General features: G+C 47.5%; 25 protein-coding genes and 1 tRNA gene. 15 read left to right on the forward strand and 11 right to left on the reverse strand.

Annotation, left to right across the window (positions count from 1 at the left end; genetic code table 11):
- Positions 1-15: 15 nt before the first annotated feature.
- The 3 genes from PSE6802_RS0111715 to PSE6802_RS28670 form a co-directional block, all read right to left on the reverse strand.
- On the reverse strand, positions 16-981 hold the full coding sequence (locus tag PSE6802_RS0111715) for a diguanylate cyclase domain-containing protein (protein WP_019500249.1): 966 nt from the start codon (positions 979-981) through the stop codon (positions 16-18).
- A gap of 29 nt (positions 982-1010) precedes the next feature.
- Positions 1011-2183 (reverse strand): hybrid sensor histidine kinase/response regulator, encoded by a 1173-nt coding sequence (locus tag PSE6802_RS0111720; RefSeq protein WP_019500250.1) that lies wholly within the window; start codon positions 2181-2183, stop codon positions 1011-1013.
- Between the two features lie 96 nt (positions 2184-2279).
- Positions 2280-3650, reverse strand: coding sequence for a hybrid sensor histidine kinase/response regulator (locus PSE6802_RS28670; protein ID WP_019500251.1), 1371 nt, complete (start codon positions 3648-3650; stop codon positions 2280-2282).
- A gap of 680 nt (positions 3651-4330) precedes the next feature.
- On the opposite strand from PSE6802_RS28670, the gene PSE6802_RS33380 reads away from it, so the two are divergent.
- Positions 4331-4495, forward strand: a complete 165-nt coding sequence (locus PSE6802_RS33380) for a hypothetical protein (protein ID WP_019500253.1) — start codon at positions 4331-4333, stop codon at positions 4493-4495.
- Positions 4496-4755: 260 nt separating this feature from the next.
- Here the strand turns inward: PSE6802_RS33380 and PSE6802_RS0111740 are convergent, their stop codons facing one another.
- From PSE6802_RS0111740 to murA, 4 genes are all read right to left on the reverse strand, one after another.
- The gene (locus tag PSE6802_RS0111740) at positions 4756-5556 is read right to left on the reverse strand and encodes an LmeA family phospholipid-binding protein (RefSeq protein WP_019500254.1); all 801 of its coding nucleotides are present in this window, start codon (positions 5554-5556) and stop codon (positions 4756-4758) included.
- Between the two features lie 17 nt (positions 5557-5573).
- A complete protein-coding gene (folK, locus tag PSE6802_RS0111745) occupies positions 5574-6137 on the reverse strand; it encodes a 2-amino-4-hydroxy-6-hydroxymethyldihydropteridine diphosphokinase (protein WP_026103245.1) in 564 nt (187 codons plus the stop codon).
- A 245-nt stretch (positions 6138-6382) separates the two neighbouring features.
- Positions 6383-6961, reverse strand: a complete 579-nt coding sequence (locus tag PSE6802_RS0111750) for a Uma2 family endonuclease (RefSeq protein ID WP_019500256.1) — start codon at positions 6959-6961, stop codon at positions 6383-6385.
- Between the two features lie 246 nt (positions 6962-7207).
- Entirely contained in the window at positions 7208-8575 is a 1368-nt protein-coding gene (gene murA, locus PSE6802_RS0111755; protein WP_156815500.1) for a UDP-N-acetylglucosamine 1-carboxyvinyltransferase, read from the reverse strand.
- A 295-nt stretch (positions 8576-8870) separates the two neighbouring features.
- On the opposite strand from murA, the gene PSE6802_RS0111760 reads away from it, so the two are divergent.
- The 10 genes from PSE6802_RS0111760 (at position 8871) to PSE6802_RS0111805 (ending at position 17362) form a co-directional block, all read left to right on the forward strand.
- Positions 8871-9608, forward strand: coding sequence for a M15 family metallopeptidase (locus PSE6802_RS0111760; RefSeq protein WP_019500258.1), 738 nt, complete (start codon positions 8871-8873; stop codon positions 9606-9608).
- A gap of 228 nt (positions 9609-9836) precedes the next feature.
- On the forward strand, positions 9837-10976 hold the full coding sequence (gene tgt, locus PSE6802_RS0111765; RefSeq protein ID WP_019500259.1) for a tRNA guanosine(34) transglycosylase Tgt: 1140 nt from the start codon (positions 9837-9839) through the stop codon (positions 10974-10976).
- Positions 10977-10998: 22 nt separating this feature from the next.
- Positions 10999-11406 carry a lipopolysaccharide assembly protein LapA domain-containing protein gene (locus PSE6802_RS31025; RefSeq protein WP_019500260.1) on the forward strand — a complete coding sequence of 136 codons (408 nt, stop codon included), beginning with the start codon at positions 10999-11001 and terminating at the stop codon, positions 11404-11406.
- Between the two features lie 101 nt (positions 11407-11507).
- Positions 11508-12899 carry a GGDEF domain-containing response regulator gene (locus tag PSE6802_RS0111775; RefSeq protein WP_019500261.1) on the forward strand — a complete coding sequence of 464 codons (1392 nt, stop codon included), beginning with the start codon at positions 11508-11510 and terminating at the stop codon, positions 12897-12899.
- Between the two features lie 27 nt (positions 12900-12926).
- Positions 12927-13964 (forward strand): succinate dehydrogenase/fumarate reductase iron-sulfur subunit, encoded by a 1038-nt coding sequence (locus PSE6802_RS0111780; RefSeq protein WP_019500262.1) that lies wholly within the window; start codon positions 12927-12929, stop codon positions 13962-13964.
- Between the two features lie 2 nt (positions 13965-13966).
- Complete coding sequence (locus PSE6802_RS33385; protein ID WP_019500263.1) at positions 13967-14107, forward strand: hypothetical protein; 141 nt, start codon at positions 13967-13969, stop codon at positions 14105-14107.
- 2 nt (positions 14108-14109) lie between these two features.
- Positions 14110-14577, forward strand: coding sequence for a hypothetical protein (locus tag PSE6802_RS0111790; RefSeq protein WP_019500264.1), 468 nt, complete (start codon positions 14110-14112; stop codon positions 14575-14577).
- Complete coding sequence (locus PSE6802_RS0111795; protein WP_019500265.1) at positions 14574-15191, forward strand: PIN domain-containing protein; 618 nt, start codon at positions 14574-14576, stop codon at positions 15189-15191. Before PSE6802_RS0111790 ends, PSE6802_RS0111795 begins: the two co-directional genes overlap by 4 nt.
- Positions 15192-15249: 58 nt before the next feature.
- Positions 15250-16143, forward strand: a complete 894-nt coding sequence (locus tag PSE6802_RS0111800; RefSeq protein ID WP_019500266.1) for a CoB--CoM heterodisulfide reductase iron-sulfur subunit B family protein — start codon at positions 15250-15252, stop codon at positions 16141-16143.
- 4 nt (positions 16144-16147) lie between these two features.
- Positions 16148-17362, forward strand: coding sequence for a DUF790 family protein (locus PSE6802_RS0111805; RefSeq protein WP_019500267.1), 1215 nt, complete (start codon positions 16148-16150; stop codon positions 17360-17362).
- A 108-nt stretch (positions 17363-17470) separates the two neighbouring features.
- Here PSE6802_RS0111805 and PSE6802_RS0111810 read toward each other — a convergent pair whose 3' ends face one another.
- From PSE6802_RS0111810 to PSE6802_RS0111825, 4 genes are all read right to left on the reverse strand, one after another.
- Positions 17471-18136 (reverse strand): DUF938 domain-containing protein, encoded by a 666-nt coding sequence (locus PSE6802_RS0111810; protein ID WP_019500268.1) that lies wholly within the window; start codon positions 18134-18136, stop codon positions 17471-17473.
- Entirely contained in the window at positions 18133-19332 is a 1200-nt protein-coding gene (locus tag PSE6802_RS0111815; protein WP_019500269.1) for a glycoside hydrolase family 5 protein, read from the reverse strand. The genes PSE6802_RS0111810 and PSE6802_RS0111815 overlap by 4 nt, the downstream gene beginning before the upstream one ends.
- An 82-nt stretch (positions 19333-19414) precedes the next feature.
- Positions 19415-19588, reverse strand: a complete 174-nt coding sequence (locus PSE6802_RS33390) for a hypothetical protein (RefSeq protein WP_019500270.1) — start codon at positions 19586-19588, stop codon at positions 19415-19417.
- Between the two features lie 48 nt (positions 19589-19636).
- Positions 19637-19707 (reverse strand) — tRNA-Gly (locus tag PSE6802_RS0111825).
- Positions 19708-19785: 78 nt separating this feature from the next.
- Between PSE6802_RS0111825 and fabG the strand changes: the two genes are divergently transcribed.
- From fabG to PSE6802_RS0111845, 4 genes are all read left to right on the forward strand, one after another.
- Complete coding sequence (gene fabG, locus PSE6802_RS0111830) at positions 19786-20529, forward strand: 3-oxoacyl-[acyl-carrier-protein] reductase (RefSeq protein ID WP_019500271.1); 744 nt, start codon at positions 19786-19788, stop codon at positions 20527-20529.
- Positions 20530-21062: 533 nt separating this feature from the next.
- Positions 21063-21329 carry a hypothetical protein gene (locus tag PSE6802_RS0111835; RefSeq protein WP_019500272.1) on the forward strand — a complete coding sequence of 89 codons (267 nt, stop codon included), beginning with the start codon at positions 21063-21065 and terminating at the stop codon, positions 21327-21329.
- A gap of 347 nt (positions 21330-21676) precedes the next feature.
- Positions 21677-22072, forward strand: a complete 396-nt coding sequence (locus tag PSE6802_RS0111840; protein WP_019500273.1) for an IS630 transposase-related protein — start codon at positions 21677-21679, stop codon at positions 22070-22072.
- The gene (locus tag PSE6802_RS0111845; RefSeq protein ID WP_019500274.1) at positions 22069-22641 is read left to right on the forward strand and encodes an IS630 family transposase; all 573 of its coding nucleotides are present in this window, start codon (positions 22069-22071) and stop codon (positions 22639-22641) included. The genes PSE6802_RS0111840 and PSE6802_RS0111845 overlap by 4 nt, the downstream gene beginning before the upstream one ends.
- Positions 22642-22770: the final 129 nt, after the last annotated feature.

The following is a 22770-nucleotide window of genomic DNA, read 5'->3' on the forward strand; positions in this document are numbered from 1 at the left end:
AACACTAATTTTTTCTTACACTATCGTCTCAATTTTTCCAGGTACGCTCTGGTCAAAGACCACATAACAGCCTTTGCCCTCGGATTTAGCAACATACATAGCGACATCCGCATTATGCAGGAGGTCGTCGGGTTGCCGATCCTCTGGGCTGCTCAAAGCGATACCGATGCTCGCTCCACTCGATACCTGGCGATCGCCCAATTTGAAAGGGCGCTGCAAGCTTGCCTGGATTCGCTTGGCTACAATGGTGGCACTGTCAATATCTCCCCCTTCAAGAAATACCACAAACTCATCGCCGCCCAGTCGCGCTACGCTATCTCCTTCTCGCAGGGAATGCTTCAGGCGTTGAGCCACATACTTGAGCAACTCATCCCCCAACAGGTGTCCCAGTTCGTCGTTAATTTCCTTAAACCCATCAAGATCGATGAATAATAGAGCGTATAATGGTTCTTGCGATCTTGACTGCTGCTCGAAGATTTCAGTGAGGCGATTGCTGAGCCAGGCGCGATTGGGCAACCCGGTCAGCGGATCGTGGAGCGCTGCATGGAGCAATTCATCTTGAATTTTCTGGGTTTGGTCTTGCTTATGTTTGAGATGGTGGACGAACTCTACAGTTTTCTCGATCGTTCTCTCCAGATCCTGAAAATCAATTGGCTTTGAGAGGAAATCAAAAGCGCCTCGATTCATGGCCTGACGGATGTTAGCTATATCGGTATAGGCAGATATCACAACTGCCTTGAGGTTTTCGCTAATTGTGGGCAAGCAGCCAAGCAATGCCAGACCATCCATCTCAGGCATGTTGAGATCGGTCAGTACCATATCTACATGGTTGTCACCCTGCAATTTTTCGAGAGCCTCTACGCCATTAGCTGCAAAAATAAACTCTAGCTCCTTGGCTCTGATCCGCTTTCTAAAGCGCTGTTCGATCAAGCGCTGGATTCCCAACTCATCATCTACAACCAAAATTTTGACTGCATCCATAGCCTGCAACATCTAAGTGTAAGTAGAATTTATGAGATACTTTGAGCGACGCGTTTTGCGATCGGCAATCGGATCGTAACTGTCGTCCCCATTTTTTTGCAGCTTTCAATCGCAAATTCGCCCCCATAGAAGTCAACAATTCGCTTGACAGTAGCTAACCCTAGTCCCAAACCTTGCTGTTCGTAAAATTCGCGATCGAACTGCATATAAGCACCTAAATTAGCAATCTGCGCCTTGGTCATCCCCCGTCCGCGATCGCGAACGTACATAACGAACTGCTCGTCTACAATTGAGCTGACCAGCAGCACCCGCGTACCTATCTCAGAGAACTTAAAGGCATTGTCTAATATCTCCTCTACCACCGTCTTTAAAAAAGGCTCATAAATCCATAAAGTCCCATCTGCGATCCCTAAATGCAGATCCCGCTCGCGGTTATACTCCCTTGCTTTTCCCTGAGACCATTCTTCGATCGAGAACCTTACAGAATTAGCTGACATTTCCTTCAGTTGTGCGGTTTGCTGTGGATTCGATTTCAGGAGTTCAAACTTTACGTAAAGCAAAAAGCTTTGGCAAACCTTATTAAGACGGGTAGCAGAAGTACGTATATCCTCGATAATTTCCAAGACCTCTTCTTGGGGCATAGAACTGTAGTATCGCGATAATAACTCTGTGAATCCCAAAATTCCATTCAAAGGTGTATTGATCTCGTGGGGAAGCGATAAACTGATACTTTTACGCAGAGCAGACCTTTTGTAACGCTCTAACTGAATTAATTTCTCTTGAGCCTTACGTTCTTTTAGTTGTTTCTCTCTAACCTGATGGACAAACCCTTTAGTCTTCTGGATGGTCTTCTCTAGATCTTGAAAATCAATAGGTTTCGCCAGGAAATCCACTGCCCCTCGGTTCATTGCCTGACGAATGTTTGGCATGTCGCTGTAGGCCGACATCACCACTGCCTTGAGTGTTTCATCAACCTTGGTGAGCTGCTCGATCAGTGTTAAACCATCCATATGAGGCATATTGAGATCGGTTAACACCATGTCCACATGACCGTTATCCTGCAGTTTATGTAGAGCCTCCACCCCATTAGCAGCAAATATAAATTCAAGTTCTTGAGCTTTGATCTGCTTTCTGAAGCGCTGCTCGATCAGACGCTCCATTTCTACCTCATCATCTACAACCAGGATTTTTACAGGTACCATCTTTTACATACTCCAGAAAACTAGAAAACTTTTAAATCTAGAAGGTGGAAATTAAAGTCTAACTATTGAGCTTTTATCTCCACAAAAAGTAAATATTTAGCTTGCTTCTATTGTTAGAGAAGCTTCACTCAAGGTGCTTTCACCCTTCCAAGTATTACCTGTATCGCGATCGCTCGCACTGCGACTTTGCAAAGGTAGAATTATGACAAATTCAGTATAAACATTGAGTTCGGTCTCCAACTTCAAAATCCCTCCGTGTTGATTGACAACGATATTGTAGGCGATGGATAAGCCCAAACCCGTTCCCTCCCCGACGGGTTTGGTTGTAAAGAAAGGTTCAAAAATTTTAGCCTGGGTTTCCGTGTCAATTCCCATCCCGTTATCGCGAATTCGTATTTCTACTTTATTGCCTAGCTTTTGGGTTTTAACCGACAACTTGGGCGCAAATTCCTCCCCCATTTTATCCCGTTTTTTTTGCGCGGCATAACAGGCATTTTCGATCAGGTTGATAAAGACCCGACTGAGTTCGCTAGGTAGCACGTCAATTTGCCCGATATCTGAGTCATAGCTCGTCTCGATCGCAATGTCAAATCCAGGATGCTGAACTCGCTTGCTATTATAAATCAGGTTTATGGCATCAGCTAGCAAAGAATTCAGATCGGTCAATTGAAACTTGCCCACTTCCGAGCGAGCATGCTGCATCATGCTGCTAATGATTTGTGCAGCCCGCAGTCCGTGCTGGCGTATTGTCATGGCATTTTCCTTAATGTCTGCCAAAATTTCCCGAATGGAACTAGCAGTTTCTGAATTCACATACTGCAGTTGGCCTTCTATCTCCTCTTTAATTTCCTCGGCTAATTCGATCGACCCCTCCGCATAGTTCTTGATGAAATTGAGCGGGTTCCGCAGTTCGTGGGCAATACCGGCGGTTAGCGTACCCAGCGAAGCCAATTTTTCTCTGGCAATGATTTGCTCTTGAGCCGTTTTCAGATCCTGCAAAGCCCTTTTCAAATCTGCTTCTACAACTTTGCGTTGTTCGATCTCTTCTGACAAAAGAGAATTTTTGTGCTTGAGATCTCGATGCAAAGCCTGTATGTGCAGATGGGTTTTGACCCTAGCAATCACCTCTTCTTTCTGAAACGGCTTGGTGATGTAGTCTACTCCACCTACAGAGAAAGCTTTTACCTTGTCTTCAATGTCGTCCAGAGCGCTTAAAAATATCACCGGAATTGCCTGAGTGCGTTTGTTAGCTTTCAGCATTTGACAAACCTCATAACCGTCCATCTCCGGCATCATGATGTCCAGCAAGATCAGGTCAGGCGGCTCAAGTTGAGCCGCATCTAAAGCGCGATTGCCATCCAATACTTTACGAACCTTATGACCTTCATCCGTTAAAATCCTGGACAAAAGCCTTAGATTGTCCGGTTTATCGTCGGCAATCAGAATATTACCTCGATTTTCCTCCATTATCCCCCCTAAACATAAAATCCATTCCCCCCAAGGCAGCAGAAACTGAAGTCGGCAAAGCTGGTAGCGTGGATACAATTTTTATAGCTAAAGCCAGGAGATTAAGCCGGAGTGCAGGGGGTGCCCCCTGCACTCCCGTCCTAACAGATCTGCCTATGGCTATGCCTAATTATATTTGTCACCAAATTTGTCACTAATAAAAATGAGCTTGCTTGCGGCAGTGCAAACAGCAGTATATTTAATTGCTAATGCCCGCACATTAGCTCCCTTACAAATCCCCCAACAAGCCAAGAACAGCGATGTAGTTTGCATGCCTAAAACAGCCAAACCATTCACCTGCAATCAATCCAGGGAATACATTCAGCTATAGTCCCTGCAACCGACCCAGCATCTTAATTATATACCTGACTTTCTACAAGTCTCATTATTCCCCAATTTGCTATTAAACTAACCTCGATAGGACATTTTGTACGAACGGTTTGATAGTACCCTGACCAAATATAGCCATGGACAGATCTGTTAGGACAGGGCGTGTCGGGTAACAGGGGCTGCGCCCCCACGCAGGGGTTTCACCCCTGCACCCCGTCCTAAGCCTGTTGGCTATAGCTATATCGTCCTGGTTATCAACCCAAATCCGAGCAACCTGATACTGAAAGTTCTGATTTAGAAGCGATCGCTGGTTGACAGAAAACAAAGAGCGCGATCGCTCGGCAAATCTCGACAACTTCGCGAGCGATCGCTGGCTAACAGAAAACAAAGAGCGCGATCGCTTGACTTGTATTTATAGCCGTAGACAGATCTATCAGGACAGGGGGTGTGGGGGCTGCGCCCCCATGCAGGGGTGAAACCCCTGCACCCCGTCCTAAGCCTATTGGCTATAGCTATATCTCTGTGCGATTAATTTTCTTCTCTTGGCGATCGCTTTGGTGCGATTGTTTCGTGGGCAGCGCCCACCCTACTTCTAGCGATAATCTTAATTATCGCCAATTTATGCAGGAAAGCTATGGCTAACCTTACCGAGGGATTCATAAATAACGTCAACTTTTAGAAGTGTACGGGCTGATAGATAGGAAATATAAGTTATCCCTTTCTATGTCTCTAGCAATTATTTCATGGGTTCCAAGCGAGCAAATCCGATCAACTGCAGGTGACCCTCATTAACTTCAAACTTGAGGACGCGAGCAGTGATGCCACTGGATTCCAATTGTCGTAGATCGAGCAATCTATTCAGGGTGCGGACAAAAGCTTTCGTAATCTGACTGGGGACATCTACGCCTTTGAAAAAAGCTTTCGGATCGGTAAGCTCCAGGCGCGTACCTCCCACCACATCCAGTTTGGTTTCGATCGCCACTACTAAAGGCTCAGCCCTGGTACCGCCAGAAGTTTTGATAATGGGCTGCACGGTTGCATTCAATCGCAGTCGATTGCCATCGAGGAAAGTAACTTCCGGATCGACCAGGTCAAACTCCTCCGCTTTTGTTCCACTAGCAATCGATGAGAGATCGGCTTTAATACCTTTAAAAGATTTTGCAATGGTTGGCGATCGCAGCGCCCGATTTAGATCCTCTGATTTTAAAACGACTCTGACAGCCGCTTGCAGTGGGCGCAGTAATTTTAGCTCTCCGGATCTAACGCGATCGGGATCGATACTGATGGAGTCAGTTTCCAGATCCAAACTATCGATGCGCAGAAATGGAAGGATATACAGCCCTCTACCCGCCATGCGGATGCGATCTACCTTGCCCTGAAGAATCTGAAAGTTGGGTGTATTATCTACTCTCACCTCTAATGTCTCGGCACTGACTAACTGACCGCGCAACAGATCGGCGGCGGTGCGATCGATGACGACACCGGGCGCGCCTGCCAGTCCTAATAAGCTCGTGAGTAATGCTGCTAGAAATTCCATATTAGATGAGATAAGGATTACTCTAAGGTATCTTCAGAATTTAACTTTTGTGGAGAGCAGATATATATATCGGGTGGATCGATCGCTAGTTTGCCGATCGTACTACCATTAATCGGGTGAATCCAGTCCGGCACGATTTCAGCTAATGGTAGCAGGACAAAGGCGCGATCGCACATGCGCGGGTGGGGAATCGTGAGATTTGGCGTATCGAGGACGAAATTTTCGTAGAGCAATATGTCCAGATCGAGCGTCCTGGCTCCCCAGCGTTCGCGCCGTTCGCGACCAAAATGTGCTTCGGTTGCCAGCAGTACTGCCAGCAAGCGATTGGGCATTAAGCTAGTCCGCAATAGCGCGCAGCCATTTATGTAATCCGGTTGAGTAACTGGACTGGCTTCGGTAGTTGAGCGATCTGAGTATAGTCCGGCGATCGCTTCAGTAACTGGTTTAGTGCGATACCAGTGCGAAACTTCGACCACCTCAACCTCGGGGGTAGAGGCGAGATAGTCCAGTGCCGCTCGCACAATTGCGAGAGAATCGCCAAGGTTACTACCAAGCGCGATCGCGCACTGATATGACTTAATGTTCGAGCTTGTAGGGGAAGAAGTAGGCTTAACCAAGGTTGTTACGCGCTCCGAGACTTGAGCAAAAGTCTTTTATATAGCTACAGACAACAGGCTTAGGACGGGGTGCAGGGGTTTCACCCCTGCGTGGGGGCGCAGCCCCCACACCCCCTGTCCTAACAGATCTGTCTATGGCTATAATTTGCATAAATTGTTTCACAAATGCCTGTCAACCAGTTTGCACGTATTTAGGAGATGGATGTCTGTCATTTAGAAGCAAAAGTCAATAAGCTAAATAAATCATTTGCAGATAGGTGCCAATCTTTTAACTCATCCAGAACAGGTAGGAGATCGTCTCCTTGTTTAATCTCAGGTAAGCGATCGCCTTGAAATACAAGTACAGTCCGTTCTTCTGATGCAATTAGCCAGCCTAATTTCGTCCCATGCTTAATCGCAAACCCGATCTTCTCAATCGTCTGAATGGACGATTGGTCTGGCGAGAGAATTTCCACGATCCAGTCAGGGGCGATCGTAATTTTGTTAATAATCTCGCCTGCCTCATCTACAGGAATCCGCTCCCAGGTAAACACAGCTATATCTGGAACAATTGAGCGTCCTGAAAAAGTACAGCGTAACTCCGTCAGAGCATAAACACTACGATCTGCCTCACCTTTTTGATTAATCCACCCCGAGAGTCCAACCTGTAATTTACTATGTTTCCCTTGAGGCATGACTTTTTGGCAGATTTGTCCGTTGTTATACTCGCTTGCCGGTTTAGTTTCTGGTAACTCCAGAAACTCTTCTAGGGAGAGTATATGTTTTTCGGGTTGAGTAGCGATCGGCATAGGTTATGTCTCCTTTGCGTATAGAACCAGTATTATTCTTTTTTAGGTATTTCGCCTACCTTCACCACAATTAAAAATATAAAAATATCCCCCACTAAGCCCTAGGTTAGCAGGGGGGTATATAGCAATCCGAAATGATTTGTGAAAGCTAGCTAGCAGCGATCTGCGGTCGGCAGTCAGCGCAGAAATTTTACAATTCAGATAGGAGTGCTATATCAAGTTCGCGATGAATCCCAATCGCTACAACTAAGCTACAGGAGCCTCAGATGTGCGATAGATATTGGCTCCTAGCTGCCTAAGCTTATGTTCGATGCGATCGTAGCCGCGATCGAGGTGGTGTAAGCCCTTAATTTGGGTTTCACCTTGGGCTGCTAAACCTGCCAGCACCAGCGCCGCCGACGCTCTGAGATCGGTTGCCGTCACAGGCGCGCCCGACAGTGTTGGAACGCCCGTCACCACAGCAATATTACCCTTCAAGCGAATATTGGCTCCCATGCGGCAAAGCTCGGCCACATGTTGGAGGCGGTTTTCAAATACAGTTTCTTTGACTACGCTATTACCTTCGCTCAAAGTCAGCAAAGCCATAAACTGTGCCTGCATGTCCGTGGGAAACCCTGGATAAGGCAGAGTTTCTATATCAGTGCCGCGATGGCAGTCGCTGCCTTCCACGCGCAGACAGGTGGGCGATTCGTAGCTGACCTTCGCGCCGATTTCCTGCAATTTGGCAATTACTGCCGTCAGGTGATCGGGCACGACTGGTGATATATCCAGGATCGATTTAGTAATGGCAGCAGCCACCATAAACGTGCCTGCCTCAATGCGATCTGGAATAATGGCATATTCCGTGGCGTGCATGCGATCGACACCATCGATATAGATAGTCTTGGTGCCTGCACCCTGGATCTTTGCGCCCATAGCAATGCAGAAGTCGGCCAGATCGACTACTTCTGGTTCCTGAGCCGCATTCTCAATAATTGTCTCGCCCTCAGCCAGCGTTGCCGCCATCATTAATGTTTCAGTGGCACCAACACTGGGATAGTCCAGGTAAATCTTGGCACCGCGCAGTCTGCCACCGGGTTGGCGGGAATAAGCCTGCACAATACCATGCTCAATTTGTACGTCTGCACCCATAGCCTGCAAGCCGCGAACGTGCAAGTCTACAGGTCTGGCTCCGATCGCGCAGCCACCTGGCAATGGTATGCGTGCTACGCCCAAACGTGCTAGCACTGGACCGATCGCAAAAAAGCTAGCTCTTAGTTTGCTGACCAACTCGTAGGGGGCGCTGGATTGCCCGATATGACTGGCATCAATATCTAAGGCATCACCATCGCGATCGATCTTAATGCCCAGGGCGGACAGGATATCGATCATGCGCTGTACGTCGGCTAAAGACGGCACGTTAGTAATGCGACAACCATCGGATGACAGCAACGCTCCTGCCATAATCGCTAAGGTTGAATTTTTAGCACCACTAATGGGGACGTGACCGCTTAGTCTGGAATTTCCTACAATGTGCAACACCGATGACTCTTGATCCTCATCATCCGGCTGCGTGGACTGCACACCATCTGTTTGTATAGTTGAAATAATAGCCCTAACCTCCTCACACATCATTTTGGCTTAGATTCTACTGCAAACTTGCAAAAACTCAATATGGAAAGACAAACTTACGCTTTTATTGCGTCCATATACCGATGAACCGCCTGATTCAGGAGATTCCTAGCAAATAAAATCCCCATAGGCGCAGGTTGTGTAGTTAATACTATGGCTGTGACCATATTTATTTAAGCTCAACCTGCCTGCATCAAGATGGTATCTTTACTCTCTGAGAAATCTTCTTAGAATCTTTAGCTCATTAAGTTAACTGGATGAATAAAAATAAACTACTAAGAGCTATTTCTTGGATCGAATGTTCCCAAAAATTGAGACGCTAAAAGGCAAGCCTTACTTAAGTATTTCTATCATTGAATGTGGCGAAAAGTTGGTAGCAATTCCGACGAATTTTGCCTTTACCACTCCCCATCCTTACCAATCGCTGGGCGCACAGTACGGAGATCGCTCTCCGTTTTCCCTGCGTGAAGGGGTGTTGCACTGCCTGGAGGCATCGCAAAAATACCTACGAAGTACTAAGCCAAATTGGTGCATCAAAATTTTTGATGCTTATCGCCCACTGCATATACAAAAATTTATGGTGGAACATACATTTTTGCAGCTAATTGAGTCAAGGGGCTGGGAGCGGGACAATCTTACCGCTGCTCAACGCGAAGAAATTATGGACTTGACTTTACAATTCTGGGCAATGCCCAGCGAAGATCCCAAGATGCCGCCGCCGCACAGTACTGGTGCTGCGATCGATGTAACGCTGCAAGACGAACGCGGGCAAGAAGTTAATATGGGTTCTGACATTGATGAGGTGTCGCCGCGCTCTTTCCCAGATTATTTCAAATCGGTCGATTCCCCAGAAGCAAAACAATTTCATGCCAACCGCGAGTTACTATATGCAGTGATGTCGTCATCAGGATTTCAGCGCCATCCCAACGAGTGGTGGCATTTTTCGTTGGGCGATCAGATGTGGGCATGGCTGGTTAATCAGTCCTGCGATTCAGGCGATCGAAATCGGGTAGCACGTTACGGGAGGGTGGGGTGATGGAGTTTGGTGATGGGTGGTGGGGGCGCAGGGGTTTAGCATTTGTCATAAATTCTTGTGTTTGATGCCAAGACTGTCGCACAAATGCTAAACCCTTACCGAGGGTGGGGTGATGGAGTTTGGTGATGGGTGGTGAGGGTTGGGTGGTGGGGGCGCAGGGGGCACAGCCCATCAGGGAGGGGGTTAGGGGTTAGGGTTTCAGAATCTTGCGTGTAAGGTGGGTAAGTAATGAATTTACAAACTAAGGTCAGCACATTTGAATTTCAAGTTGAGGCTCAATGCAGCAAAACCGGAGCAAGGGCAGGCACATTTTACACTCCGCACGGTAAGGTGCATACACCTCGGTTTATGCCTGTGGGAACGCTGGCAAATGTTAAAACCGTCACGCCCGATCAACTGCAAGCTTGCCAAGCCGAAATGATTCTAGCGAATACCTACCACCTGCATTTACAACCCGGTGAGGATTTAGTAGCAGAAGCGGGGGGCTTACATCGGTTTATGCACTGGCAAGGCCCAATTTTGACCGATTCTGGTGGCTTTCAGGTGTTTAGTCTCAGTGAAATTCGCTCGATCGCCGATGAAGGGGTAACGTTTCGCTCGCCTCGGGACGGTCAGATCGTCGCCCTCACGCCCGAAAAGTCGATCCAAATTCAGAACCAACTTGGTGCCGACGTAATCATGGCATTTGATGAATGCGCGCCCTATCCCGCCACGCGAGAGCAAATTAGCCAGGCTAGCGATCGCACCACCCGTTGGTTAGAGCGCTGTGTCAAAGCCCACGATCGAAGCGATCGACAGGCACTATTTGGCATCGTGCAGGGCGGTACGTTTCTAGATTTACGGCAGCAATCGGCTCGCGAGTTGGTGGCGTTTGACTTACCCGGCTATGCGATCGGGGGCGTAAGCGTAGGGGAACCGCCGGAATTAATTGCTAAGATCGTGCAAGCGACAACCCCACTGTTACCTGTCCATAAACCCAGGTATCTGATGGGCGTTGGCACGCATCGGGAGATGTCGCAGGCAGTGGCAGCAGGAGTGGATCTATTTGATTGCGTCATCCCTACGCGCCTGGCCAGGCATGGTGCCGCTATTGTTGGTAGCGAACGGTGGAATCTCAAGAATGCGAAATATAAGCGGGATTTTACGCCCATTGACCCCAATTGCTCCTGCTATGCCTGTAGCAACTTCAGTCGCGCTTATATCAGCCATTTACTCAGAGCGCAGGAAATCCTCGCCTATACACTGATTTCTATTCACAACATTACAGAATTGGTACGGTTTAGCGATCGCATGCGGCAGGCGATTCTTGGCGATTATTTCTACGAGGAATTCGGTCATTTCCTCGCCCAGGAGCAGGCAGGCAATTAATTACGAGTATGAAAGGTGAACTATGTTGCGAATACTTGTTTATGGACTGCTGTGGGTTTTGCTAATGGGTGTAGCCATCTTTGCAACTCAAAATACGATGTTGGTGACAATTAAGTTTTTTACATTCGAGTCAATTAACTTACCTGTGGGGTTGGTTCTAGTGTTTAGTGCTGGCTTAGGAGCGATCGCCACCACAGTTTGGCAAAACATGGAAATGACAGAGGTTGAGGCAACTACACCTGGGCCAGATACAACTAGTGCAACTAAGCAGCCCAGTAGTTACAGCGCTTACCGAGCCTCTGCTGCTAGCAAAAACAGCGAATCCAGCAAGTCCAGCGCCTCAAAAAGTAGCGGCGCATCTGCCAAGAACGCAACTAAAAGTGACAAATTCGACGATTTTGATGAAGAATGGGACGACGATTGGGGTTAAGTTAGTAAGGGGAACGCCTAAAGCCCCTTTTCTTTCCGTACTCATGTGCGGGAGTCCTAACTTAACAGCCATAGGGTCTGCACGAGTTAAGTCCAAACTATATGAGCCACGATCGCGAGAAATTGCCAAGCAGCATTACGATTGTTGACGATCCGATCGCCAACCTCCAACTGTTATCGACAATTTTAGTCAAACATGGCTATCAAGTCAGGTGTTTTTCGTTTGAGCAAATATCCTTAGTCAAGGTAGAAGAACTTAAAGATCTAATTTTGCTTGCTAGTAGCGACGATCCAGAACGCAGCTACGCTTTCTACCAAAAACTCAGGAACGATCCGCTAACTCGTCAGATTCCCGTAATTTTAATCGACCCTTCCGAGCAAACGCTCGCCCAAATTCAAGCTATTGCTGTAGGCAGCGCGGACTATATTACCAAGCCTTTCCACCACGTTGAGATTTTAACTCGGGTCGAAAATCAACTGAAGATCCTGCACCTGCAAAACCAATTGCAAGATTGTCGCATTCAATTACAACAGGAGATATTCGATCACGACACCACAAAGCGGGCATTAAAGCGATCGCAAAAGGACTTTCGCGAAATTGAAGAATGCACGAACGCGCTACTCAATGCTATTCCAGACAAGATTTTCCGCCACCATATCGATGGTTCGTTCTTAGATATCAAAGGAAAGTCAGCCGATCTAATTTTGCCGCGCGAAGCTTTAATTGAAAGCAATTTGCGCAATTTACCCATGCCTGAAGCTCTCAAAGCCGATTTGTTAGAGCGCATCCGCACTGCAGTGGAAACAGGAGAGACCCAGACCTTCGAGCATGAGTTGGCTAAACCGGATGGAATTTTTATCTACGAATCGCGGTTTGTCAAAAGTGGGGCTGATGAGGCAGTTTGTATCGTGCGCGATATTACGGAACGGCAGCGCATGGAAGCCGCCCTGCAACAAGCAAATCTGGAGCTAGAGCGCCTTGCTAACCTGGATGGCTTAACTGGAATAGCCAACCGCCGTCGGTTTGACGAATATCTAAATCGAGAATGGTTGCGACTAGCACGGGAGCAATTTCCCTTGTCGTTAATTCTGTGCGATGTGGATTGCTTCAAACAATATAACGATACCTACGGGCATTTAGAGGGCGACAAATGCTTGCAACAGGTTGCCAAAGTATTTGCCGCAGTAGTGAAGCGTCCTGCCGATCTTGCTGCGCGCTATGGAGGAGAAGAATTTGCCCTACTGCTTCCCAATACCGATCTCTCAGGAGCCATTGTCTTAGCCGAGCAAGCTAGACTTGCGATTAAATGCTTGTGTATCCGCCATGACACTTCGTCGGTGGGAGCGTACATTACCCTGAGCTTGGGCGTAGCTAGCACGATCCCGATCGTCGGGTCTCAACCCCAAGTCCTGATCTCTGCGGCTGATGCTGCTCTTTATAAAGCCAAATATGAAGGGCGAGATCGCATGTGTGCGGATAAAACAAAAGGGTAAAATGGATGTTAAGCAACGGTTCAAATTATGAAGATTTCCGTCAAAATTCAGCGTCAGGCATCTCGCTCTAGCAATCCTGTATATCAAACCTACGAAGTGGAAGCCGATCCTCAAGCCAACACTGTCCTGGATATTTTGAATAAAATCCAATGGGAGCAGGATGGCTCGTTGGTATTTCGTCGTAATTGCCGGAATGTTATTTGCGGCTCCTGTGGTATGCGCATCAATGGGGTCTCAGGTCTAGCCTGCCAGAAATTAGTCAGTGAAGTCTTAGAAATTCAGGGTTCGCTGCGCCACTCTCCCGCATCGACGGAGAGCGATCTCAATCGCGATCGCGATCGCGTGCTTGTAATCGAGCCAATGCACAATTTGCCAGTGATTAAGGATCTAGTAGTCGATATGTCGAAATTTTGGGACAACCTCTCTAGAGTCGATCCCTACGTTTCCACTGCGTCGCGGCAAATCTCTAACACCGAATTCTTACAAACTCCAGCGCAAAGGGAGAAGTTACAAGCAGCGGCTAACTGTATCCTTTGCGGTTCCTGCTATTCAGAGTGCAATGCTACCAATGTCAGCGATCGCTTTGTCGGTCCCCATGCGCTGGCTAAAGCGTACCGCGTACTGGCAGATAACCGCGATGACCTTACCACCGAACGGGTTGCGAAATATAACGATCTCGACTTTGTTTGGGGTTGTACGCGCTGCTATAACTGCAATGAAGTTTGCCCCGTGGGAGTACAGCCCCTGGATCGCATTTCTCAGATCAAGCAAGAGATTTTGCAGGATCGGGAGCTACCAGAATCAACGGCTCAACGCCACCGCCATACGATGGTGGAGTTAGTGAAGGAATCCGGTTGGATTGACGAAAGCAAGTTTGGGGTTAAGGTAGTTGGCAATAACTTCAGCGACATCAAAGGGATGTTGAGCCTCATACCGCTAGGTATCCGCATGATTCTCTCTAGGAAAATGCCCTGGCCTTGGGAGTTTAAGCCATCCGAGGCAAAACAACAAATCAAAACTCTCATCGAGTCAGTACAGAAACGAGGTAAGGATGGAGGTAGTTAATAATGGTTGCACAACTTCTCAACGAACCAGAAACCAGAATAAAGCAGGAGCAGTTTCATGAGAAAAGTATAACCAAAGCCATCAATGAGTTTCGCAAGGGCATATCTATTTCAATTAGTAATTCATCACAAAAGGATAACTAACAATGAGACTGACAAATCCGGATCTAGATATAGCAGGTTATGATAAAAACAATCAACTAGTCTTAATTGTTGAAGTAAAGCAAAAATTGAGAGCTTCTTCAGAGTGGGTGACTAAATTGCGTCGTAATATGCTTGCGCACGGTTATTTCCCACAAACTAGTTTCTTTTTGCTAGTAACACCGGATCGCTTTTATTTATGGAAGAACGCTGGTGTTTTACCAGAGATTATTCAACCAGATTATGAAATCGATGCAACTCCGATTTTGCAGCCATATGCTGACAGAACTGGCGTACCAATAGAGCATATGAGTGGGAGAAGTTTGGAGTTGATTGTTGAGGCTTGGCTGGATGAGATTATGCGCTCGGATATCCCGCCCGCTAAATTGGGAAGCACCCAAAACTGGCTATTTGAGTCTGGTCTATATGATGCAATTAAGGGCGGTCATGCTGTACTTGAGTTAGCAGCATGAAAATATATGTTGAGTCAAACTTTATTTTGGAAATGGTTCTCAGACAGGAGCAATATAGAAGTTGCGAAGCAATAGTCGCTATTTGTGAGGATCGAAAAGCGCAGCTAATTATTCCTGCTTACTGCGTAGTGGAGTCTTATACAACCATTCGCACTTTTGAGAACAAGAGACAATCTATACTCAATGGTGGAGTCAAAGCCGAGCTTAAGCAACTATCTCGTTCAGAAGTATATAAAGAGGGTGCTAATGATTTATTGCAGAACCTAACCAGCTTTTTAATTCGGAGCATTGAAGAAGAGAAAAACACACTGAGACTGACAATAGACAGAATTTTGAGCGTAGCTGAAATTATATCTTTAGAGAAAGACATATTAACTGCTGCAACTAGATTTGAGACCGATCTTAGTCTTTCTCCACAGGATGCTGTCGTATATGCATCCGTAATTAATCATTTGAGTATACCTAGCACAGCTAAGAAATGCTTTCTCAATCGTAATTCCAAGGACTTTGACGCACCCGATATTGTCGAAGCCTTGGATAAATATGGATGTAAGATGCTTTTTAGTTTTGAACAAGGCTATAACTATATTCAACATCAACTTCTTCAAGAGTAGTTTATAAATCGAACTTGTCTTACCTTAGCTAAATTATTTATTATTACGGTGTTAAATTATGACGGAAACTAAAGAATTGAAATATGCATATTATCCTGGGTGCGTGGCAAAGGGAGCCTGTAAGGAACTTCATGCTTCGACAACGGCGATCGCAAAAGCCCTGGGTATCGAGTTAGTCGAATTACATAAGGCATCCTGCTGTGGTTCCGGCACGTTCAAAGAAACCGACGAGCTAATGGAAGATACGGTGAACGCTCGCAACATCGCCCTGGCGGAAGAGTTGAATTTGTCTGTCATGACGCAATGCAGTACTTGTCAGGGAGTGCTGGGCAGAGTAAACGATAAGCTGAAGTTTACTAATCCGGAACGACGCGAGCAGGTCAATCAGTTACTAGAGGCGGAAGGACATCATTTTCAGGGTTCTACAGAAGTGTTGCACCTGCTGTGGATTTTGCTGCGCGACTATGGCCTGGAACGGCTTCAAGAGAAGGTAAAGCGATCGCTGAGCAATCTCAAATGCGCGGCTTTCTATGGCTGCTATCTTTTACGCGCCCAAACGGTAACGCGGTTTGACGATCCCTATAAGCCGGAGTCTTTGGAGAATGTGTTTCGCACCTTGGGAGCAACGCCAATTTATTATGCCGGTCGAGTGCAGTGCTGCGGTTGGCCGATCTCCAGTTATGCTACCAATGCTTCATTTTCAATGGCAGGACGACATCTCAGCGAAGCGATCGATGCTGGCGCTGATTGTATTGTCACGCCATGCCCGCTATGTCATCTCAATTTGGACTCGCGCCAGCCAGAAGTGGAGCGGGTAATTGGGAGAAAGTTAGGAATTCCCATCTTACATTTGTCCCAAGTAATCGGTTTGGCTTTGGGGATCGATCCCGTTACGCTCGGACTCGATCGCCATATTGTTTCTACGGCTCCCGTACTCAAAGCGTTGGGATAAATTCATGCTGCCGAGCGAACTTCTGATCCAGAGGCGGAACGGAGAAACGATTATTCCTAAATGCTTGAAGTTAGACGTTCGGAATATCGCGATCGCCGCTGAATTGATTAATATTTTTCAATCCACCCGAGGCGAGCCGCAAAGAGAACTGGATCGCCAATTGCAGGAGTTGGAAGGCGATAGCCCTGACTATCGCATGAAACGGGGATTGGCTTATATCCTCCGCCATAGCTTCAGTACGTTTGAGATCGTCAGTCCCCTCGATCCGCAGGATCTGCGCGCGCGCGTCTTCCAACTCTCGGCTCAATCTTTGCCATCTCTGTCTGCCACCCAACAAACTTTAACGAAATTAGCGGATGAATTAACGCAGGAACTCAAGCGCGAGGTCTTACCCGCCCAAATTAGTGCCGGATTGTACGCCGATCTCGCCGAAAATCGCATTCTCACCCAGTTCGATCCGCCCACACCGGAAGCATTATTGCATCGCTACAATCTCTCCCAAGTACAGGGCATATTTTATCGTGCCAGCGATATCGTCTTGAACGTGCATCGCAACGATCCGGGTGAATATAAACTACTATTTCGCTATCTCAAGCTATTTCAATTAATGGCATATATTGAAGGCGACACGGAGCATGGTTTTACGATCGCGATTGATGGTCCTGTCAGTCTATTTAACAGCAGTACGCGCTATGGACTGGCGATCGCCAAGTTACTCCCCGCTCTCCTGCACGTCACAAAGTGGAATCTCAGAGCTAATCTAATCGAACGCGATCCCTACAGCAAGCAGATGCGGAAAGGTCAATTCGATCTCGCCTCTGACTGTGCCTTAGTCAGTCATTACCCTCCAGGCAAAACCTACGACAGCATGTTAGAAGCCTCGTTTGCCGATCGCTGGGATGCTCTCAACAGCGAGTGGAAATTAGAGCGCGAGGTGGAACTGATTCCCATTCCAGGCAGCGTGATGATTCCTGACTTCCGGCTCGTGCATCCAGACGGGCGATCGTTCCTCTTGGAAATTGTGGGATATTGGCGACCGGAATACCTGCGCAAGAAATTCTCTCAGGTACGACAGTCGCAGTGCGAAAACTTAGTTCTGGCAATATCGGAGCGCTTGAATCTAGAGAAAGCAGGCGTGAAGGTAAGCGACACGCCAGCCAGGATCGTCTGGTTCAAAGATAAACTATCGCCAAAAGCTATCCTGGAGGCGATCGCTTAGGGAGATTGCCACGACACAAACAAAGTCCGCCTGCGCAGACTCCGAGAAAAAGGGGAAACCCAGGATTTGGGATCGGGGCGGTTGCGGGGGAGTTTAGGAAGAGGGATTTTAAGATTGCTTCGCAAAGACAACCGAGAGATTATTGGCTGGCATCGTGTAGGTTCGCAGGAATGAGAGATTGCGATCGCCAGCGATCGCAATTACATCCTCTAAGTTACGCACGCCCCACTCTGGGTTTTGTGCCTGCAAGCTGCGATCGAACGCGACATTGCTAGGTGCTGTATGCTGACCGCCTTGTTTGAATGGGCCGTAGAGATACAGGATACCTCCTGACGGTAAAATTCTCTGCGCGCCAGCCATTAAGCCCAAACAGGCCGTCCAGGGGGAAATATGAATCATGTTGATATTGACGATCGCTACAATTGGGGATTGCTTCGGGTCGAAATTTGGTAGCAATAGATCCTGCTCGACCGGCCAAATGCGATCGGTAGCATCTATGGCGATCGGAGGGAATAAATTAGGTGCGGGGTGAACTTGTTGCCATGCCGATATGCTCGCCCGTGCTACGGGATTTGGATCGGAGGGGAGCCACTGGCGGGGATAAAGCTTTGGTGCCAGAAAAACCGCATGTTCGCCCGTTCCGCTAGAAACCTCTAACACCGTTCCTGTTGGTGGTAAAACTTGTAAGAGTACTTCTAGAATCGGTTCTCGATTGCGCTGAGTAGCTGGCGCGTACTGGCGTGCGTCCCGAGAAAAATCTGCCGACTCGCTCATTTTCGATCGCCTCCTTTCAGTCCTAATGCTTCTGCTACTTCCAGATCGATGCTTCGCTCCCGTTCTCCTTCTTTAGTTAAGCCAAAGCCGCCACTATATTCCCACATTGTCCAGCCGATATCGTACTTCTCAAACAGCGATCGCACGTCCCCAATCCAGTTGAGACGGTAACTTGCTGGAGTTAGTTTGTAAACGCCAAACTCAGTCACTACTAATTTGGCATTGTGTTCCTTTTGCCAGACGGCTAGTTGGGCAATCTCTTTTTCTAATTGCGCCTTCCCCCAATTTTCTTTGCAGTACCACGCGATCGCGCCTCTAGATTCTGCTTTTAGCTGCGGCAGATTGCTCTGACATGCCTGGGAAGAGAAAGGATAGGGAATATCCTGCAAATCTTTGAAGCGCTCGATCCAATCCGCTCTCTGATGAGTGAAAACCATTGGCTCGTAGAAATGGATGTTATAGATAACATTTTTGTCTGCGAGTAAGGGCATCTGGCGCAGATGCTCGATATTGCCAAAGTCGGCATCAGTGACGATTAGCGTATGCTGGGGAGCACTTTGGCGGATGGCTTTGACCAGTCTCTCTTGCACGCTCGCCCAACGTTTGACTGCTGTTTGTCGATCGGCAAACATGTAGGTAAACGCCGGTTCGTTCAATACCTCAAAAAATAACAAATTAGGATCGTAGGAGGCGTAATGTTTGGCAAGACTACGCCAAAAATTCTCAATCGCCACTACAAAACTGTCATCATGGGCTAGTTTTTGCCTAAATCCATCGCCAGGGTGATGTAAATCGACGATTACCGCTAGATCGTTTGCCACAATTGTAGCGATCGCTCGATCTAGTTGCGTTAAATAGTCTGGATTGATGCCGCCAGGATTATTCTCATCCAAAAAATAAGTGGGATCGATAGGTAGACGCACGTGGGTAAAGCCCATGCTTTTGATCTTTCGGATATCCGCCTCTGTAATAAAGGTTTTAACGTGCTCTAGATCGCCACTTTTTCCCTGCGCAAACCAGTTACTGAGATTAATCCCTTTGCGCAATCTAGCAAGGCGCTCGGGGCCTGGTGGTAGATTCGACGCGCTCGATCGAACATCTGGTACGCCCACTAAACTCTTATTGGAATTGCTTATTTCGCCAAGCGAACAGCTTGCTAACAATAGCATTAAACTAACAAAAATCACCTTGCTCACAGGATTAACCAGTTATTATCAGCTAAACATCTGCTGTACTTCTATTGATATCTCTGGAAACGCAATTGGAGAAACTATACCATCAGTCAAAATGGTTTTGATGAGACACTCCCTCAGAAGCCATCAGCACTATTTCTCCCTTTAATAACTCAACTGGCCGGTCGTCAAAAACACCAGCTTCAATTGCCTGGTGGTAAGAGTCAGTCGTCCATTTGTAGGCTCCTACAGCCATAGCGATCGCCCCTACTCTATACAATCCGCCTCTTCTTTAGCTCTGCTTCCCTCATTTTAGGCTAGTTGACTAAGCGGGTGGCGGGAATCGAACCCGCAACATCTGCTTGGAAGGCAGGAGTTTTACCACTAAACTACACCCGCGTATTTGATTTGCGCGAAATTTGAGTGTAACATTAGCTGCTACACTTCGTTAAGCAAGTTTTACTTTTTCTTTGGCAAATGGCACATCTAGCAGGACAGGTAGCAGTCGTAACTGGGGCATCAAGGGGTATTGGACGCGCGATCGCGATCGCGCTAGCCAATGAGGACGCTAAGGTCGTCGTCAACTACGCTAGCTCTAGTAACGCCGCTGACGAGATCGTGCAAGAAATTCAGGCGGCGGGTGGCGAAGCGATCGCCGTTCAAGCCAATGTTTCTCAACCAGATCTCGTCGATCGACTGATCGAAGCAGCGATGACCAAATGGGGACGGATTGACATCCTGGTCAATAATGCGGGCATTACCAAAGATGCCCTGCTGCTGCGCATGAAACTGGAAGACTGGCAAGCCGCGATCGACCTCAATCTTACAGGCGTGTTTTTGTGCACTCGCGCCGTTGCCAAGATCATGCTGAAGCAAAAGTCGGGTCGGATCGTTAATATTGCCTCAGTAGCTGGACAAATGGGTAACCCCGGACAAGCAAACTATAGCGCTGCCAAGGCGGGCGTAATTGGTTTTACCAAAACCGTTGCCAAAGAGCTAGCCAGTCGCGGCATTACCGTGAATGCAGTCGCACCAGGTTTTATTACTACCGATATGACGGCTGGCTTGCAAGCGGAGGGAATTTTACAGTTTATTCCCCTCGGTCGTTACGGCACGCCTGCCGAAGTGGCAGGTATGGTGCGCTTTCTTGCTGCCGATCCGGCTGCCGCATACATTACCGGACAAGTATTTAATGTCGATGGCGGCATGGTAATGGCTTAGAAGGTTTTCCTCATAAATAAAATACCCAATCCCAAATCCTCCTGTTTAGTTACCCCCTTTTACTTAAAGTCCGCGCAGGCGGACTTTAATATAGCGGTTTTCAGATGAAAACGAGAAGGGGGTTTGGGGGCGTTGCCCCCAAGAAGGGGTGAAACCCCTTCACCCCGTCAATAAAACCTGTTCTCAATTGAAAAACGCTATAACTATGGCAGAATGAAGCTAACGTCAAGTACCAAGAGTGTCAGAAACATATGATTACTGTACACGACTTGGAAGGTTATATAAATATATCTAGATAGACAGTGTGAAGTTAAGCAAGCATAAGTACCTCCAAAGCCTGAGTCGTAGATCGGCCATTAGCAAACAAGGCATGAGCCAACTCCAATAGTTGAGCAAGTGCTTCGCGCGAGAGGGAATAGAGGGGAGCATCTCAACTTTGCACTGAGTAATAATGCTTAATATAGATGGGTAGCCAAAAGGGGGAAGAAATCAGAAGATAGGAATACGAGAAACCAACCCCAAGGAGAGCAACCATGACTCCAGAGCAGGAAAAAGAAATGCAAGCGCACGTTCAAGCTATTGCCGCCATCCTTTATCAGAATACACCATCGGAACAACTAACCAGCTTGGAAGGGATCGAAATCGCTGTGCGGCAGCAAATCCTCGAACATATCAGCCCAGAAATAGGGAGTTTTTTATCCGCACAGTTACGGGCACAGAAGCAGGACGCCACAGGCGAGTGCAAAGCAGCATCGGACAGCTCCACCTCACGCAAAAGCAAGCGCAGAAGCTCAAAGTAGCCCCCTATAGCCAGGTGAGCCCGTATGTGGAAAGATGTAGCCTGATCTTGAGTGCGAATGTATCCTACGAACAAGCCGCCAAAGACTTAGCCTGCCTCACCTCATGAATAATGCAGGTTAGATGGCACTTGTATGCTCTTGTGTGAGACGGGATAGCGAGAGGCAATGGTGGGAACTGTTAGCCTCTATGACGCTCAAGCCGACATTTCGCAGGCAGGGAAATAGAGGTAGGATATTTTTTGATGAGTTAGGACTTTCATCTTGAATATCCAAGTACAAGACTTGAATCATTTGGGGATCGTATAGCGGTTTTCAGATGAGAACAGCATGGTACGATCGTGAGAAAAATGCCAAAAGGAATAACCATCTCCGAGGATTTACGCGCACGAGTAGTGGCAGCCTATCAAAGTGGACAAACCACGATGCAGGCAGTAGCAGAGCGCTTTGCCGTCAAACGCGGTTGGGTAAACGAGATCGTGCAGAGGTATAAACGCACAGGCAACGTCGCCCCTAGTCCACGTGGCGGTGGAGCAATTGCTAAACTAGGCGAACAACACTACCCGGTGTTAGCAGACATTGTCGAACGGCAAAATGATGCCACATTAGCCGAAATCGCCGTCCAATTAGCCGAACGCACTGGCGTAAAAGTGAGCCCAGCGACAATTTGTCGAACTTTGCAGAAAATAGAGTTGAGTCGCAAAAAAAAACTGAGCACGCCGACAAACGAGATACAGAGGCAGTGAGAAACTTACGTCTGGAATACCAACTGCTGCTGTGGGCGATTGAGACTGATAACCTGGTATTTATTGATGAAGCCGGGGTAAACCTGAGCATGAGACGCACCCATGCCCGTGCAGCTAAAGGACAACGTGCTTATAGCAGCAAACCTGCACGTCGAGGTAAAAACCTGACTATGATTGCGGCACTGGCAATGTCTGGCATCATTGCCGCGTTGACGTTTCTCAGCAGCAATGACACATTGACTTTCCTATTCTACGTGAGTGAGGTACTGGTACCACAGCTATGGGCAGGTGCGGTTGTGATTATGGATAATATCAATTTCCATGTTACTGATGAAGTGCGTCAGGCGATTGAGGATGCCGGTGCTACCTTAATCTTCCTGCCGACTTATTCACCGGAGTTATCGCCGATTGAATTGTTTTGGTCTAAGGTCAAAGCAATCCTGCGGTCTAGCGCTCCCAGAACCAAAGATGAGCTTGATGCTGCCATTACTGACGCTTTTAATGCTGTCTCTCATTCCGATATCTTAGGTTGGTTTGCTGAGTGTGATGCTCGTACTGTTCTCATCTGAAAACCGCTATAGTGACCACATTAACCTTTCGCACTTGCCAAACATTCAAAAAAACAGTTCGGGCATTGCGATAATGATTCACTTACGTAGAGGTTAGAAGCTCCTGAACTCATCTATCAGGGTAATTGG

It is taken from the genome of Pseudanabaena sp. PCC 6802, from assembly GCF_000332175.1.
In the GTDB taxonomy this organism is placed as follows: Bacteria; Cyanobacteriota; Cyanobacteriia; order Pseudanabaenales; family Pseudanabaenaceae; genus PCC-6802.